Origin of the sequence: Streptomyces sp. 7N604, assembly GCF_052245475.1 — a bacterium.
Classification (GTDB): domain Bacteria; phylum Actinomycetota; class Actinomycetes; order Streptomycetales; family Streptomycetaceae; genus Streptomyces.
This window is the reverse complement of the sequence record NZ_JBQQBX010000033.1, coordinates 15,951-31,568: the sequence shown is the minus strand read 5'-3', so window position 1 is coordinate 31,568 and position 15,618 is coordinate 15,951. Positions and strand designations below refer to the sequence as shown.

Annotated in this window: 11 protein-coding genes and 1 pseudogene; 5 read left to right on the top strand and 7 right to left on the bottom strand. The window is 73.7% G+C overall.

Annotated elements, in window-relative coordinates:
• Positions 1-247: 247 nt before the first annotated feature.
• Both ACTWP8_RS30510 and ACTWP8_RS30505 read left to right on the top strand, forming a co-directional pair.
• Positions 248-3,232 carry an SNF2-related protein gene (locus tag ACTWP8_RS30510; RefSeq protein ID WP_443325317.1) on the top strand — a complete coding sequence of 995 codons (2,985 nt, stop codon included), beginning with the start codon at positions 248-250 and terminating at the stop codon, positions 3,230-3,232.
• Entirely contained in the window at positions 3,229-4,524 is a 1,296-nt protein-coding gene (locus ACTWP8_RS30505) for an SWIM zinc finger family protein (protein WP_443325316.1), read from the top strand. Before ACTWP8_RS30510 ends, ACTWP8_RS30505 begins: the two co-directional genes overlap by 4 nt.
• Positions 4,525-4,552: 28 nt before the next feature.
• Here the strand turns inward: ACTWP8_RS30505 and ACTWP8_RS30500 are convergent, their stop codons facing one another.
• The 3 genes from ACTWP8_RS30500 to xylB form a co-directional block, all read right to left on the bottom strand.
• The gene (locus ACTWP8_RS30500; RefSeq protein WP_443325315.1) at positions 4,553-5,155 is read right to left on the bottom strand and encodes an N-acetylmuramoyl-L-alanine amidase; all 603 of its coding nucleotides are present in this window, start codon (positions 5,153-5,155) and stop codon (positions 4,553-4,555) included.
• 78 nt (positions 5,156-5,233) lie between these two features.
• Positions 5,234-6,436 carry an ROK family protein gene (locus ACTWP8_RS30495; protein ID WP_443325314.1) on the bottom strand — a complete coding sequence of 401 codons (1,203 nt, stop codon included), beginning with the start codon at positions 6,434-6,436 and terminating at the stop codon, positions 5,234-5,236.
• Between the two features lie 182 nt (positions 6,437-6,618).
• On the bottom strand, positions 6,619-8,103 hold the full coding sequence (xylB, locus tag ACTWP8_RS30490; protein WP_443325313.1) for a xylulokinase: 1,485 nt from the start codon (positions 8,101-8,103) through the stop codon (positions 6,619-6,621).
• Positions 8,104-8,243: 140 nt separating this feature from the next.
• Here xylB and xylA point away from each other — a divergent pair.
• Positions 8,244-9,410, top strand: a pseudogene (xylA, locus tag ACTWP8_RS30485) (xylose isomerase); the annotation flags it as partial.
• Positions 9,411-9,746: 336 nt separating this feature from the next.
• Here xylA and ACTWP8_RS30480 read toward each other — a convergent pair.
• Together ACTWP8_RS30480 and ACTWP8_RS30475 are read right to left on the bottom strand one after the other, a co-directional pair.
• On the bottom strand, positions 9,747-10,499 hold the full coding sequence (locus tag ACTWP8_RS30480; RefSeq protein ID WP_443325312.1) for a PIG-L deacetylase family protein: 753 nt from the start codon (positions 10,497-10,499) through the stop codon (positions 9,747-9,749).
• 65 nt (positions 10,500-10,564) lie between these two features.
• On the bottom strand, positions 10,565-10,690 hold the full coding sequence (locus ACTWP8_RS30475; RefSeq protein ID WP_443325311.1) for a hypothetical protein: 126 nt from the start codon (positions 10,688-10,690) through the stop codon (positions 10,565-10,567).
• A gap of 39 nt (positions 10,691-10,729) precedes the next feature.
• Between ACTWP8_RS30475 and ACTWP8_RS30470 the strand changes: the two genes are divergently transcribed.
• A complete protein-coding gene (locus ACTWP8_RS30470) occupies positions 10,730-12,169 on the top strand; it encodes a GAF domain-containing protein (RefSeq protein WP_443325310.1) in 1,440 nt (479 codons plus the stop codon).
• A 56-nt stretch (positions 12,170-12,225) separates the two neighbouring features.
• A complete protein-coding gene (gene exaC, locus ACTWP8_RS30465) occupies positions 12,226-13,749 on the top strand; it encodes an acetaldehyde dehydrogenase ExaC (RefSeq protein WP_443325309.1) in 1,524 nt (507 codons plus the stop codon).
• 100 nt (positions 13,750-13,849) lie between these two features.
• Here exaC and ACTWP8_RS30460 read toward each other — a convergent pair whose 3' ends face one another.
• Positions 13,850-14,482, bottom strand: coding sequence for a response regulator (locus ACTWP8_RS30460; protein ID WP_443325308.1), 633 nt, complete (start codon positions 14,480-14,482; stop codon positions 13,850-13,852).
• Entirely contained in the window at positions 14,479-15,615 is a 1,137-nt protein-coding gene (locus ACTWP8_RS30455; protein ID WP_443325307.1) for a GAF domain-containing protein, read from the bottom strand. Before ACTWP8_RS30455 ends, ACTWP8_RS30460 begins: the two co-directional genes overlap by 4 nt.
• Positions 15,616-15,618: the final 3 nt, after the last annotated feature.

Here is a 15,618-nt window from a genome sequence, read left to right as displayed (position 1 = left end):
CGACAGTTCCCCCGGGCACCCGGCGCACTGCTGCGCCGCCACTACCAGTCTCGCTCCGCAGGCCGCGAAGCGCCGACTCCGTGCACGTGCCGTAGCTCCGCCCGTACGAGTCGGGCCCGGCTCGGGGCCTGCGGCATGTGCGGCACACCGATCGCACCGGTGACCTTCCTCACGACTGAGCCGCTCCCGGAGAGGGGCACCGTGAGGTAATCTCGGCGGCTCCGGCTCCACTAGTCAAGTTTGAGGAATGCGTAGCGCTGTGCCTCCGCCCCCCGCGACAACGCCCTCCGCGATCTCCGAACTCGCCCACTGCGCGGCGGTCTTCCTGCCCGGTGACCCCGCCCGCACCGGCCGGGTCGCCTTCTGGCGCGCGGACGGCGCGCCGCCCGCGGGCACCGGTCCTGCAGAGGAGCTGACCGTGGCCGTCCCGTACGGCGACGACGTCCGCGGGCGGACCGTACGAGCAGTGGTCCTGCCGGTGCGCGAGGCCGTGCCGGTCCTCACGCGCGCCCGCGCGGCGAAGGGCGACCCCTCGGCCGTCTTCTGGGGCTCGGCGGCCGTGCTGGCGCTCCAGCTGGCCGCCCGCGGCCGCCTGCTCCCCGGTCTGACGGCCACCGACCACGACGCCTGGCGAGTCGGCCCGCTCGCCCCCGACGACCTGCGGCGGGTGCGCGAGCTCGCCGCCGCGATGCCGCCCGCCGCCCACGCGGTACCGCTGCTGGACACGGATCCGCTTCGGGACACGGATCCGCTTCGGGACACGGATCCGCTACGGCTGCCGGACCCCGAGCCGCTGCTCCGGGCGTTCCTCGACGCTGTCGCCGACGGCCTCCCCCGCTCCCCTGCCGCCACGCTCGCCGCAGGGGGCCCGGCCTTCGCCGCCGCGGAGCCGCAGCGCCTGCCGGAGCAGCGCGACTGGGCCGCCGAGGTGGCGGCCGGGCACGACGCGGGTGTACGAGTCTCGCTGCGGGTCGAGCTGCCCGGTCTTGTCGAACAGGATCTGAGTGCGGATGCCGGGCCGCGGTTCCGCGCCGTCGTACAGCTGCACAGCCTCACCGACGCCACGCTCGTCGCCGACGCCTCGGAGGTGTGGGCCGGCAGCGCGGGCCGGGGCGACACGGGGTTCGGGCCGCGCGCCCGGATGGACACCCTTCTGATCCTCCGCCGGGCCACGCGCGCGTGGCCGCCCCTGTCCCCCCTGCTCTCCGCCGCCGTCCCCGACGCCATCGAGCTCGCCGACGAGGAGGTCACCGAGCTGCTGGGCGAGGCGGCCAGAGCTCTGGACGCGGCGGGTGTGCAGGTGCACTGGCCGAGGGAGCTGGCTCGTGAGCTCACCGCCCGCGCCGTCATCGGCCCGCCGGAGGGCACAGGACCCGACCGGCCCGAGTCCGGTCTTCCGTCGCTCATGTCCGCGGACGCCCTGCTGGCCTTCAGCTGGCGGTTCGCGGTCGGCGGGCAGGACCTGACCCGGGAGGAGCTCGACCGGCTCGCCGAGGCGAGCCGCCCTGTCGTACGCCTTCGCGACCAGTGGGTGCTGGTCGATCCCGAACTGGCCCGCCGGGCCCGGAGCCGGCAGGACCGCAAGGTCACGGCGGTCGACGCGCTGGGCGCGGCGCTGACCGGAAAGGCCGAGGCCGACGGCGAGACCGTCGACGTGGAGGCCGGAGGCTGGCTGGCGGCCCTGCGCGACCGGCTCGCGGACCCGGAAGACGGGCAGGACAAGGACGGGCGGCACGGGGACGGGCAGCACGGGGAGGGGCGGCACGCGGACGGGCAGGGCGGGGACCGCGAGCCCGTGAGGCCGCCCGCGGCCCTGGCCGCGACCCTGCGCGACTACCAGCTGCGCGGCCTGGACTGGCTGCACCGCATGACCTCGCTCGGCCTCGGCGGCTGTCTCGCCGACGACATGGGCCTCGGCAAGACCATCACGCTCATCTCGCTCCACCTGCACCGGCAGACCGACCCGGCGTCCGCGGGACCGACGCTCGTCGTCTGCCCGACCTCCCTCATGGGCAACTGGCAGCGCGAGATCGAGCGGTTCGCGCCCGGCACGCCCGTGCGCCGCTTCCACGCCTCGGCCCGCAGCCTGGAGGACCTGGCGGATGGCGAGTTCGTGCTCACCACGTACGGCACGATGCGGCTCGACGCGGACCGGCTGGCCGCGGCCGGGCCCTGGGGCATGGTCGTCGCCGACGAGGCGCAGCACGTCAAGAACCCGTTCTCCGCGACCGCCAGGCAGCTGCGCACCATCGGCGCCCACGCGCGCGTGGCGCTCACCGGCACCCCCGTCGAGAACAACCTCTCCGAGCTGTGGGCCATCCTCGACTGGACCACGCCGGGCCTGCTCGGCACGCTCGGCTCCTTCCGCAGGCGCTATGCCCAGGCAGTCGAGGGAGGTGGCGATCCGGCCGCCGCCGAGCGGCTCAGCAGACTCGTCCGCCCCTTCCTGCTGCGCCGCCGCAAGTCCGACCCGGGCATCGCGCCCGAACTGCCGCCGAAGACCGAGACGGACCGGGCGGTCGCGCTCACCAAGGAGCAGGCCGGGCTGTACGAGGCGGTGGTGCGCGAGACGCTCGCGGAGATCTCCGGCACCGCCGGTTTCGCCCGCCGCGGTCTGGTGGTCAAGCTCCTCACCGCCCTCAAGCAGATCTGCAACCACCCCGCCCAGTACCTGAAGGAGGACCGGCCGCGGCTCCCCGGCCGCTCGGGGAAGCTGGAGCTGCTGGACGAACTGCTGGACACGATCCTCACCGAGGACGCGAGCGTACTCGTCTTCACCCAGTACGTGCAGATGGCCCGGCTCCTGGAGGGCCACCTGGCCGCGCGCGGCGTGCCCGCACAGCTCCTGTACGGGGGCACGCCTGTCGAGCGGCGCGAAGAGATGGTGCGCCGCTTCCAGGACGGCGAAGTGCCGGTCTTCCTGCTGTCGTTGAAGGCGGCGGGCACCGGGCTGAATCTCACCCGCGCAGGGCATGTCGTGCACTACGACCGCTGGTGGAACCCCGCCGTCGAGGCACAGGCCACCGACCGCGCGTACCGCATCGGCCAGACGCAGCCGGTGCAGGTCCACCGGATCATCACCGAGGGCACGGTCGAGGACCGGATCGCGGACATGCTCCAGCGGAAGCGGGAGTTGGCGGACGCCGTCCTCGGCAGCGGCGAGGCCGCGCTGACCGAACTGACCGACACCGAGCTGGCGGACCTCGTCGAACTGCGGAGGGACGAGCGATGACGGAGCACTCCATGGAACGGACCTTCGAGGCTCTGCCGCCCGCCCGCGGCCGCGGCTTCGCGCAGACCTGGTGGGGCCAGGCATGGCTGAAGGCCCTGGAGGACACCGCCCTGGACGCCGAGCAGTTGAAGAAGGGGCGCAGGTACGCGCGCGAGGGCGCGGTGGGCGCCGTGTCCGTCCGGCCGGGCCGGATCACCGCGGTGGTGCGGGACCGCGACCGGACGCCGCACCGCTCGGACGTGCTGCTGCAGGAGCTCGGCGAGGAGGACTGGGACCGGCTGCTGGACACGGTGGCCGACCGGGCCGGGCACATCGCGGCGCTGCTCGACCGCGACATGCCGCCCCATCTGGTCGAGGACGCGGCGGCGGCCGGCGTCGAACTGCTGCCGGGCATCGGCGACCTGGAGCCGGAGTGCAGCTGCGGCGTCTGGGACCACTGTCCGCACACGGCCGCGCTCTGCTATCAGGTGGCGCGGCTGCTGGACCAGGATCCCTTCGTCCTGCTGCTGGTGCGCGGACGCCGGGAGCGCGAGCTGCTGGCCGAGCTGCAGGTGCGCAGCGTGGCGCGGGGCGTGCGGGGCGCCGAGAAGCCGCCTCCGGGGGACGGCGGGGTTCCGGAGCCCGAAGGCGCTCCGCCGGGCGTCCTGGCGCGGGAGGCATTCGCCGCGGCGGACACCCTGCCGCCGCTGCCGGCTCCCCCGCCGCCGGTCGAGGAGCCGGGCCGCCCGCCCGCGCTCGGCAGCGGCACGGATCCGGCACCGGGCCTCGACCCGGCCGCGCTGGAGTTCCTCGCGGCCGATGCCGCGGCCCGTGCGCGGCGGATGCTCACCGAGGCGCTCTCGCCCCGGCACGAACTGGCGCCGCACCCGGGGGAGCTGACGCTCGATCAGGATGCGGTACGGCTCGCCGCGGCCGGCCCCGACGCCCGTATCGCGGCGCGGCTGGCGGCAGGAACCGGCCGGGACCGCGACAGCCTGGCGCTGGCCGTACGCGCCTGGGGCCAGGGCGGTCCCGCGGCGCTCGCGGTGCTGGAGGAGGACTGGAACCCGGAGCCGGAGGCGCTGGCACGCGCGCGTGCGCAGCTGTCCGCCGCGTGGGCGGACGAGGAACGGGCGCCGGAGCTGCGCGCCGCCCTCAACCGCTGGACGGCGGTGGGGACGGATACGCAGCTGCGGTACGGGAGGGACGGGCGGTGGTGGCCGTACCGCAAGGAGCACGGCCGCTGGTCCCCTGCGGGCCCCTCCGACCACGACCCCGCGTCCGCCCTGGCGGCCCTCCACGGCCCGCAATAGGTCGGGCCGGGCCCCGCACCGACGGGGCTCATCCCTCGTTGATCAGCCGCAGATAGCGCGCCCAGTCCCAGTGCCGTCCCGGGTCCGTGTGGTCGGAGCCCGGCACCTCGTTGTGGCCGATGATGTGGTCGCGGTTCTTCGGGATGCCGTAGGTGTCGCAGAGGTACGCGGCGAGGGCCGCCGACGACTCGTACATCGCGTCGGTGAAGTACTCGGGCTTGTCCACCCAGCCCTCGTGCTCGATGCCGATGCTGCGGGTGTTGTAGTCCCAGTTCCCGGCGTGCCAGCCGATGTCCTTGTCGTGCACGCACTGGCCCACGAACCCGTCCTCCGAGCGCACCACGTAGTGCGCCGAAACCTGGGAGGCCGGATTCTGGAAGATCTTGATCGTGTCGTCGTAGGTCTCCTGCGTGACGTGCACGACCACGTAGTCGAGCGGGTAGCTCGAAGGGCGGCTGGAGACGGTGTAGTTGGACGGGCTGGCGGGCGTCCAGTGGGCGTCCGGGTAGTCGGCCGGGCGTCTCCGGGGGCGGGCGGTGGCGGTTGCGGCTGTGCCGGTGGTCAGAGCGGCGGTGGCGATCACGAGGCCGCCTCGCAGCAGGGTCCGGCGGGCCGGGAGGGACGAGTCCATGGGGGTCTCCAGGGGCGACGCGCACATGACACCCCCCTCTGTCATGGTGACCGCTGCGACCAGCGCTGAAACAGAGGATCAGACAACCCCGGCACCAGGGGAGTTGGTGCGCCCGATCGGATCGTCGAGCACGCCCTGCACGACGGAGTGTGCCGCCCCCAGAAGCGGCCCGTCGCGTCCGAGCCGCGAGACGACGAGTTCGCCGTACGGGCGCGTCACCCGGCGGGCCAACTCCCGCTCCGCGGCGGGCAGCAGCCACGGCGACAGTTCCGCGAGCGCCCCACCGAGCACCACGGCCTGCGGGTCGAGCAGGTTCACCGCCCCGGCGAGCGCGATCCCGAGCGCCGTGCCCGCGCCACGCAGGGCCCGCCGTACGACGCCGTCGCCCGCGGCGGCCCGGTCCCGCAACTCCGGAATCCCCTCGCCGCCCGTCATCCCGGCCGCGCGGAGCACCGCCTCTTCGCCCGCGTACTGCTCCAGACAGCCGCGGCCGCCGCACGGGCAGGGGTGGCCCTCGGGGCGTACGGGCACATGACCCAGCTCGCCCGCGAAGCCCTGCGCACCGCGCAGCAGCGCCCCGTCCACGACGACCGCCGCTCCGATGCCGATCTCGGCGGAGACGTGCACGAAGTCCCGCCTGGCGGCGCCGCCTTCGCCCAGCCAGAGCTCGGCGAGCGCGCCGAGGTTCGCCTCGTTGTCGACGGCGGCGGGGAGGGCCGGAGTCAGGGCTCGCGCCAGGGCCGGACCGATGTCGGTGCCGTGCCAGCCGAGGTTCGGTGCGCGGACGACCGTCGCCGAACCGCGGGCGACGAGGCCGGGCACGGCCACGGCGAGCCCGGCGGGCGTCAGGCCTTCCCGCTCCGCCTCGGCGGTGACCCGCCGCAGGAGCCTCGCGAGCCGGGCCATGACGGACCCGGGCTCGCTGTTCCGGTTGGCCGCCGTCTCCTCGGCCCGGACCCGTACGCGCCCGCGCAGATCGACAGCGCACACGGCGAGATGGTCGACACCGATCTCGGCACCGAGCCCGGCGGGTCCGCGATCGCTGAGCGCCAGCGCGCTGCCGGGCCGCCCCACGGTCCCGGGGCGGGTGCGGCCCAGCTCCACCAGCAGGCCGGCACGCGTCAGTTCGTCGACGAGCGTGGACACGGCGGCCCGGGTCAGCCCGATCCGGCCGGCGACTCCGGCACGCGAGAGGGGCCCGTGCGCGGCGACGGCGTGCAGCACGAGGGAGAGATTGCGCTGCCGGATGCCGTGCTGCGTCTGGGGCGCGGGGGCGGCCAAGGCCGAGGACTCCTCTCGATCGTTCTCGTGGGGGGACTTGCCCGGCCCTGGGCCGGGCGCCGGTGTCTCGGAGCGCCCCACAGGTTGGGCACCGCAGCCCGACCCTCCGGACAGCGGCCTGATCGGCCCGCAGCCGGCTCCGTTGGGCCGAGCGCGCCCCCGGCGGCCTCCGGCCCCGCCGGTCACGGCCCCCCGAGCAACCCACCCGCGTCGGCCAGCGTCGCCGTCAGCCGTTCCACCGCCGCCTCGTCCCGCGTGACCGGCGCGTAAGCCGGTCCGCGGCCCGTGCCCCAGCGCCGCGCCACCGCCGCAGCGTCCTCACCGGTCAGCACACCCGCCGCCTGCGCCGCCGCGCCCAGGGCCACCAACTCCGAAGCCTCCGGCACCCGCACCGGACGGCCGGACAGGCGGCGGACCGTCTCGCGCCACGCCGTGCCCCGCGCGCCACCGCCGATCAGCAGGATCGGCGTGTCCTGCGGCGCGCCCTGCGACGCATCCTCCGGCACGTCCTGCGGCGCGCCCTGCGGTGCGTCGCCGTCCAGGACCCGGTCGAGGGCTGCCAGCAGAACGAACACCGCCCCGTCGTACGCGGCCTGGAGCAGCTGCCCGGCCGTCGTGTCGTGCCGCAGCCCGTGCAACAGCCCCGACGCGTACGGCAGGTCCGGGGTCCGCTCGCCGTCGAGGAAGGGCAGGCACACCGCACTGCCGCCCGGCTCCACCGCCTCCCGGTCCCGCCCGAGCAGGGCCGCGATCCGGTCCACGGCGAGCGTGCAGTTGAGCGTGCAGGCCAGCGGGAGCCAGTCGCCGCGCGCGTCCGCGAAGCCCGCCACCGTGCCGGTGGGGTCGGCGGGGCGGTGGCGCGACACCGCGTACACGGTCCCGGAGGTGCCCAGGCTCAGCACCGGCTGCCCGGGGTCCAACCCGAGGCCCAGCGCCGCGGCCATGTTGTCGCCGGTGCCCGCCGCGACCAGGGCTCCGGGCGACAGGGGCAGCTCCGGCAGTCGCTCGCGTACCGACCCCGCGGGCTCCCCAGGGGCCAGCACCTCGGGGAGCAGACCGGTGGAGAGCCCGACGCGGTCGAGCAGTTCCCCGTCGTACGCACCGGTCGCCGCCGACCACCACCCGGTGCCCGAGGCGTCCCCGCGGTCCGTCGTGCCACGCCCGGTGAGCCGTTCCGTGAGGTAGTCGTGCGGCAGCCGTACGGCGCTCACGCGGGCGGCCGCCTCCGGTTCGGTCTCGCGCAGCCACGCCCACTTGGTGATCGTGAAGGCGGGAGCGGGAACGCTGCCGATCCGCTCGGCCCACGCCTTGGGCCCGCCGAGCTCGGCCACGAGGCGGTCGCGCTGCGGGGCCGAGCGCACGTCGTTCCAGAGCATCGCCGGCCGTACGGGCCGCCCGGCCGCGTCCAGCGTGACGAGCCCGTGCTGCTGGCCGCCGACCGACACGGCGGCCGCGCCGCGCGCCACGGGCCCGCACTGCTCCAGCGCCCGGCACAGCGCGCTCCACCACTGCTCGGGGTCGCTCTCGCGGCCGGGCCCGCCGCTGACCTGGTGCGGGGCCTGCCCGCGCGCGACGACTGCGCCGGTCGCGGCGTCGACGACCAGGGCCTTCGTGGACTGGGTCGAGCTGTCCACGCCGACGACCAGCGGTCCTTCCGGTGCTCCCATCGCACGTCCCTTTCCTCGTGTTGCGGGCATCGGATTCCTCATGCTGCGGGCCTCGGGATGCTTCGTGCATCGGGGGTTCCCCACTCTGCTTGCGCACACTAATTTGTCAACGGCCATGACGAAATAGCGAGGGAGCCGCCATGAGCTACCAGCCCACCCCCGACGACAGATTCAGCTTCGGCCTCTGGACGGTCGGCTGGCGGGGGCGGGACCCGTTCGGCGAGGCGACCCGCCGCGCCCTCGACCCCGTCGAGTCCGTCCAGCGGCTCGCCGAGCTCGGCGCGTACGGCGTGACGTTCCACGACGACGACCTGATCCCCTTCGGATCCCCGGAAACCGAGCGCGAGTCCCGTATCAAGCGCTTCCGCCAGGCGCTCGATGCCACCGGCCTCGTCGTACCGATGGCCACCACGAACCTCTTCTCCCACCCCGTCTTCAAGGACGGCGCGTTCACCGCCAACGACCGCGACGTGCGCCGCTACGCCCTCCGTAAGACGATCCGCAACATCGACCTCGCCGCCGAACTGGGGGCCAGGACGTACGTCGCGTGGGGCGGCCGCGAGGGCGCGGAGTCCGGCGCCGCCAAGGACGTCCGGGATGCGCTGGACCGGATGAAGGAGGCGTTCGACCTTCTCGGCGCGTACGTCACCGAGCAGGGATACGACCTGCGCTTCGCCATCGAGCCCAAGCCGAACGAGCCGCGCGGCGACATCCTCCTGCCCACCGTCGGCCATGCGCTCGCCTTCATCGAGCGGCTCGAGCGGCCGGAGCTGTACGGCGTCAACCCGGAGGTCGGCCACGAGCAGATGGCCGGGCTCAACTTCCCGCACGGGATCGCCCAGGCGCTGTGGGCGGGCAAGCTCTTCCACATCGACCTCAACGGGCAGAGCGGCATCAAGTACGACCAGGACCTGCGCTTCGGCGCAGGCGACCTGCGCGCCGCGTTCTGGCTGGTGGACCTGCTCGAGTCGGCGGGCTACGCGGGGCCCCGGCACTTCGACTTCAAGCCGCCGCGGACCGAGGACCTCGACGGGGTGTGGGCCTCGGCGGCGGGCTGCATGCGCAACTACCTGATCCTGAAGGAGCGTTCCGCGGCGTTCCGCTCCGACCCCGCCGTCCGGGAGGCACTGCGGGCGTCCCGCCTCGACGAGCTGGCCCAGCCGACCCTGGCCGAGGGCGAGACCCTGGCCGGCCTGCTCGCCGACCGCTCGGCCTTCGAGGAGTTCGACCCCGGGGCGGCCGCGGCCCGCGGCATGGCCTTCGAGCGGCTGGACCAGCTGGCGATGGACCACTTGCTGGGCGTACGCGCCGTCCACACGGGGCCGAGTGCGCGGCGCGCATGGGGCCCACGGCGGTCGGCCGATCGGTAATCGCGTGTAGATCTCGGCGAGTTCGGGCGAGGCGGCGACGGAGTCCGCGATCCGGTGCAGCCCGGCGAGCTGCCCTTGGCACCGGTGGGTGGCAGACTCCAGCGGCCGCCCGGTCGCGGCGCTGAAGGTCTCCACGTACACCGGCCGGGCACGGCCGAGGAGGCGCGCGCCATGCTGCTGCCCGCCCTCGCCGAGACGGCGGCGCGGATCGAGGCCGAGCCGCACATCGCCCTTCGCGCGCAGGCCGCCGCGGCTGCCGCTGCCGTAGGCGGCTCAGCCGCGCGGGAAGAGCTCGAAGGCGACCGCGGGCCTGCCGCCGAAGCGGGCGGCCGTGCGCTCGGTGTTGCGGGTCAGGAACGCGCGGCAGTAGGCCTCCGGCTCCTCGTCGGTGAGGGCCTCGATATACATGCGGTGGGCCAGCAGCGACCGTACGCCCCGGTCGAGGCCCGCGGTGACGTCGACCGCGTGGGTGGGCTCGGGCGAGGCGGCGACGGCCACCCAGCGCACCCCGTTCCAGGGGGCCAGGCCCTCCTCCTCGATCAGCTCAGGAAAGATCCACCGGTTTCCGGCGTCGGCGGCGGCGTCCAGTACGGCCCTGCCGACGGCCCGGTGGTCCGGTGTGTTCCAGAACCGGCCGCCCCAGGTGTCATGGTGATTGAGCGTCAGGAGCAGCTGGGGGCGGTGGCGGCGGATGGCGGCCGCGATGTCCCGCCGCAGCCGCGTGCCGTACTCGATCACACCGTCCGCGTGATCGAGGAACTCCACCGAGGTCACGCCCACTTCGGCGGCACTCTCCCGCTGCTCCTGCTCGCGCAGGGGCGCGCACGCGGCGGGTTCGAGGGCGTCGATGCCCGCCTCGCCGCGGGTCACCAGCAGATAGCCGACCTCGGCGCCGCGGTCGGTCCAGGTGGCGATGGCGGCAGCGGCGCCGTACTCCAGGTCGTCGGGGTGGGCGACGACCGCGAGACATCGCTCCCAGTCGGTGGGCATCGGTTCGAGCTCCTGCGGCGACTGCGGGTCGGTCATCACGTCTCCTGCTGCTCTCGCTGTCGGTCCGGCGGCCGGGCCGCTGCCCGGGCTGTTGGCCCGGGCTACTGCCCCGGCTGTTGTCCGGGCTTGTCCGGGCTGGTGTCCTGGCTCTTGTCCGGGCTGTTGTCCTGGCTCTTGTCCGGGCTGTTGTCGAAGGCTCCCTCGCGGGCCACGATGGACGCAGCCACTCCGACATCCAAGCCGATCATCCACTCCGGGAAGCCGCATTGACCGCGAATCCGTGGGTCGCCCTGGAATCGGGCGCCGATCCCGCCGAGCGGGTCGGCGCGATCCGCCGTGCCCACGAGGCCTTCACGGCGGCAGGCTCTGTGGACCGCCCCATACGGCCGGTGGTCGTGGATTCCTGGCGCCGCTCGGCCCGGGCGCACGTCAGCCCGGACACCACCGCGTCCGTCGAGCTCACCGACGGCGAGTTGGGGACCTACCGCGCGGAACACCCACTGGCCCCGGTGATGCCGCTGTTCCGCGAGCTGATGGGCACCTTCGCCACGGACGGCGAGCACCTCGTGGCCATCTGCGACACGCAGGGCAGGCTGCTGTGGGTCGAGGGACACGCGGCCACGCGGCGTCGGGCGGACATGATGAACTTCGTGCCCGGCGCGCGCTGGGCCGAGTCGGCCGTCGGCACCAACGCACCGGGTACGGCGGTGGCGCTCGACCGTGCCGTGCAGGTCTTCGCGGCCGAGCACTTCAGCCGCAGGGTCCAGGCCTGGACGTGTGCGGCGGCGCCCGTACACGACCCGCGGACCGGGCGGGTGCTCGGCGCCGTGGACATCACCGGCGGCGACCGGCTCGCCCACCCGCACAGCCTCGCCTTCGTCCAGGCCGTCGCGCGCGCGGCCGAGTCCCAACTGGCCATCCTCGCACCGCCGGCCGAACACCCCCGGCTGGAGCTGACCGCGCTCGGCCGCGACGAGGCGCTTCTCGTGCACGGGGGCAGGCGGGTACGGCTCAGCCGGCGGCACAGCGAGATCGTGGTGCTCCTCGCCTGCCATCCGGAGGGGCTGAGCGGTGACGAGCTGATGCTCGCCCTCTACGAGGACGGGGCGGTCTCGCCCGTGACGCTGAGGGCCGAACTCTCCCGGTTGCGCCGCCTGCTGGGCGAGGACGTCCTGCACTCACGCCCGTACCGGCTGGGCGTCCCGGTCGAGGCGGACTTCGAGACCGTGCTCCGCAGGCTCGGCTCCGGCGCACCCGCGGCGGCCGTCACCGCGTACGGCGGGCCACTGCTGCCGGGCTCCCGGGCTCCGGCAGTGGAGCGGTTGCGGCGCAGGGTCGAGGACCAGTTGCGGGCCGCGCTGATCGCCCGCCGCGACCCGGATCTGCTGGGCGCCTGGACGAGGAGCCCGTGGGGCGCGGAGGACTTGGAGGCGTGGACGGCGCTCGCGGCCACCCTGCCGAGCGGGTCCGTGACGGCAGCTGTCGCCCGGGCCCGGCTGCGTCAGCTCGACGGCGAACTCGGGCTGCCGGGCGACGGATCCGGCGGCTCCGCGTACACACCCGGGTCCGGGTCCGGGTCCGAGTCCGAGTCCGGCTCCGGGCCCGGGGCCGGACTCCGACCCGCCCGGTCGGGGCCCGGGTCCGAGTCCGGGTCCGGGTCCGTCTCCGGGTCCGCCGCAACGTGGTCGCAACCTCACCGTCCCTAGCCTCGCGCGGAACGCCGCCCAACGGCGGGCGGCGACGTCGTGGGGAGGCCACCGATATGACCCGTTACTCCGCTCCAGGCACCGACGGCGCAGTCGTCTCCTACCAGTCCCGCTACGACCACTGGATCGGTGGGGAGTACGTCAAGCCGAAGCTCGGCCAGTACTTCGAGAACCCCTCGCCGGTCAACGGCCGGCCGTTCACCGAGGTCGCCCGCGGCACCGCCGACGACGTCGAGGCGGCCCTGGACGCCGCCCACGCCGCGGCTCCCGCCTGGGGCCGTACGGCACCCGCCGACCGCGCCAACGTCCTGCTGCGGATCGCGGACCGGATGGAGGCCCATCTGGAGGAGCTGGCGGTCGCGGAGAGCTGGGAGAACGGCAAGCCGGTCCGCGAGACGCTGGCCGCCGACATCCCGCTCGCCATCGACCACTTCCGGTATTTCGCGGGCGCGCTGCGTGCCCAGGAGGGCAGCCTCAGCGAGATCGACGACGACACGGTCGCGTACCACTTCCACGAGCCGCTCGGCGTCGTCGGCCAGATCATCCCGTGGAACTTCCCCATTCTGATGGCCGTCTGGAAGCTGGCTCCGGCGCTGGCGGCCGGGAACGCCGTCGTGCTGAAGCCGGCCGAGCAGACCCCGGCGTCCGTCCACGTGTGGCTGAGCCTGGTCGCCGACCTGCTGCCGCCAGGTGTGGTCAACATCGTCAACGGATTCGGCGTGGAGGCCGGGAAGCCGCTCGCCTCCAGCCCGCGCGTCGCGAAGATCGCCTTCACCGGCGAGACCACGACAGGGCGGCTGATCATGCAGTACGCCAGCGAGAACATCAAGCCGGTCACCCTCGAACTGGGCGGCAAGAGCCCGAACATCTTCTTCGACGACGTCTCCGCTGCGGACGACGACTTCCGCGACAAGGCGCTCGAGGGCTTCACCATGTTCGCCCTCAACCAGGGCGAGGTGTGCACCTGCCCGTCCCGGGCGCTCATCCAGCAGGGCCACTACCAGGAGTTCCTGGAGGCCGCCGTCGCCCGCACCGAGAAGATCGTGCCGGGCCACCCGCTGGACACCGACACGATGATCGGCGCCCAGGCGTCCAACGACCAGCTCCAGAAGATCCTTTCCTACTTCGACATCGGGCAGCAGGAGGGCGCCAAGGTGCTCACGGGCGGCCATGTCGCCAACCCCGGTGGCGACATGGCCGGCGGCTACTACGTCCAGCCGACGATCTTCGAGGGCGGCAACCACATGCGGATCTTCCAGGAGGAGATCTTCGGCCCCGTCGTCTCCGTCACGTCCTTCAACGACTTCGACGACGCGATGAAGACCGCCAACGACACGCTCTACGGCCTGGGCGCGGGCGTCTGGACCCGCGACGCCGGCACCGCGTACCGCGCGGGCCGGTCCATCCAGGCGGGCCGCGTCTGGACGAACTGCTACCACGCCTACCCGGCGCACGCGGCCTTCGGCGGCTACAAGCAGTCGGGCATCGGCAGGGAGAACCACAAGATGATGCTGGAGCACTACCAGCAGACGAAGAACCTGCTGGTGAGCTACTCCGCGAAGAAGCTCGGCTTCTTCTAGACACCCGAAAGAAGGCGCCTGACCCGGGATTGCGCCCGTCAGGCGCCTTCCGCGCGATCGCCTACCGTCAATCCTTTCTGGGGTGCCTGCCCGCGAGCCGTCAGAGAATCCCGCGCTCGCTCGCTCGCGCCAAGGCCTCCACGCGGTTGCGCGCGCCCAGCTTCTCGAGCGTTCGCTGGAGGTAGGTCTTGACCGTGTTCCGCGCCAGCCCCAGCACGTCGGCGATCTCCGGGTTCGTCTCGCCCATCGCGACCCTGCGCAGGATCTCGTACTCGCGGCGGGTCAGGCCGCTCTCCTTGAGCCTGCGGTTCAGCAGCACGCTGAGGAGGTGGTCCGGGCTGGTACGGACAACCCGTTCGCCCGCGCAGACCCGGCGGACGATGTCGACCAGATCGGACCGCTCGGCGTCCTTGACGACCACGGCGTGCGCTCCGGCGTCAAGTGCGTCCTCCAGAGCGGCGTGCTCGGGATAGGCAGTGAAGATCACCACCTTCACGCCCGTGGCATGGGTGCGCAGCGCCCGGATGACCTCGGGGGCGAGCATGTCGGGCAGGCGCAGGTCCAGCAGCACCACATCCGGCACCAGACGCCCGGCCTCACTGATCGCCTCCCGTCCGGAACTCGCGTATCCGGAGACGGTGATCCAGGAGGCGTTGCCCAGCGCCAGGGCGACGCCGTCGCGGACGATGGGGTGGTCGTCCACGACCAGTACGCGCACCATCGGCTTGTTCATGCCGGCACCCACGCCTGGACGGTCACGCCGCCATCCTCGTTACTGCCGACATCGACCCTGCCGCCCACCCGTTCCAGGCGCTCGGACATGGTGGACAGACCGATGCCGGCGGAGGACTCGCCCGCCGGGGACAGGCCCACGCCGTCATCGGCGATGGTCACGCACACGCCTCCGGACAGTCTGAACACGCTCACCACGACGGAGCGGGCCCGGGCGTGCTTCTCGACGTTCAGGAGCGCCTCCCGCGCCGCGTCGGTCAGCGCCTTGATCCGGGCCCGCGGAAGACCCGGCACCTCGGTCACCGTGATCAGCCGGGCGATCACGCCGGTGCGTTGCTGGAAGGCCCTGCAGTCGCCGCGCAGCGCGACTCCGAGAGCGACCTCCTCCGGCGGCGCGTGCAGCGCGTGCAGCGATACGCGCAGCGCGGCGGCCGCCTGGATCGCCTGCTCCTCCAGGTCACCGAGCCGTGCGGACACGGCGTCCCCGGCGGGCAGATCCGCGGCCAGTGAGCGGATGCCCGTCCCCAGGGAGAAGAGCATGGCCCCCACGGTGTCGTGCAGGTCCAGCGCGAGCCGGCGCCGTTCCTCATGCACGGCGACCTCTGCAGCCTGGCGGGCCCGCTCCGCGACGACAGCGGCGGCCGCGGCCCGGCTCGCCGCCTGTTCCAGGGCCTGCGTCGTACGGTCGCCGAACGGGGAGGTCTCCCGGTTCGCACCGTAGAGGACACCCAGCAGCTGGTCGTCGTGGATGACGGGCACGGCGATCATCGCGCCCAGACCCTCCGTCTCCGCCTGGGCGTTGAAGTCGTGGGTGATGGTGTCGGAGCGGCGGTAGTCACTGACCCACAGGGGGCGGCGCCGGAGCATCACCTGCCCGCCGAGCCCGCACCCGGCGGATACCACCAGACCGTCCACGGCGGGCGTGCGGGCGTTGACCGTGTGCCCGAGCACAATCTGGTCGGCGCCGTCCGGTTCACCCACCCACGCCACGTCGACCCCGCTCAGCTCCGGCACGTCGTCCGCGATCCGGCGCATGGCGACGGACTGGTCGAGCAGAGCGAGGACCTCGCTGTATCCCTCGGTGAGCTCGAACAGGATGCTCGGCAACGGCCGGTCCGGCCTCCCATCTGGCACGTT

Bases quoted from the DNA above. Each gene is read 5' to 3' on its own strand.
- ACTWP8_RS30510 (WP_443325317.1), top strand. From the start codon at position 248: ATGCGTAGCGCTGTGCCTCCGCCCCCCGCGACAACGCCCTCCGCGATC.
- ACTWP8_RS30505 (WP_443325316.1), top strand. From the start codon at position 3,229: ATGACGGAGCACTCCATGGAACGGACCTTCGAGGCTCTGCCGCCCGCC.
- ACTWP8_RS30500 (WP_443325315.1), bottom strand. From the start codon at position 5,155: ATGGACTCGTCCCTCCCGGCCCGCCGGACCCTGCTGCGAGGCGGCCTC.
- xylB (WP_443325313.1), bottom strand. From the start codon at position 8,103: ATGGGAGCACCGGAAGGACCGCTGGTCGTCGGCGTGGACAGCTCGACC.
- ACTWP8_RS30480 (WP_443325312.1), bottom strand. From the start codon at position 10,499: ATGACCGACCCGCAGTCGCCGCAGGAGCTCGAACCGATGCCCACCGAC.
- exaC (WP_443325309.1), top strand. From the start codon at position 12,226: ATGACCCGTTACTCCGCTCCAGGCACCGACGGCGCAGTCGTCTCCTAC.
- ACTWP8_RS30460 (WP_443325308.1), bottom strand. From the start codon at position 14,482: ATGAACAAGCCGATGGTGCGCGTACTGGTCGTGGACGACCACCCCATC.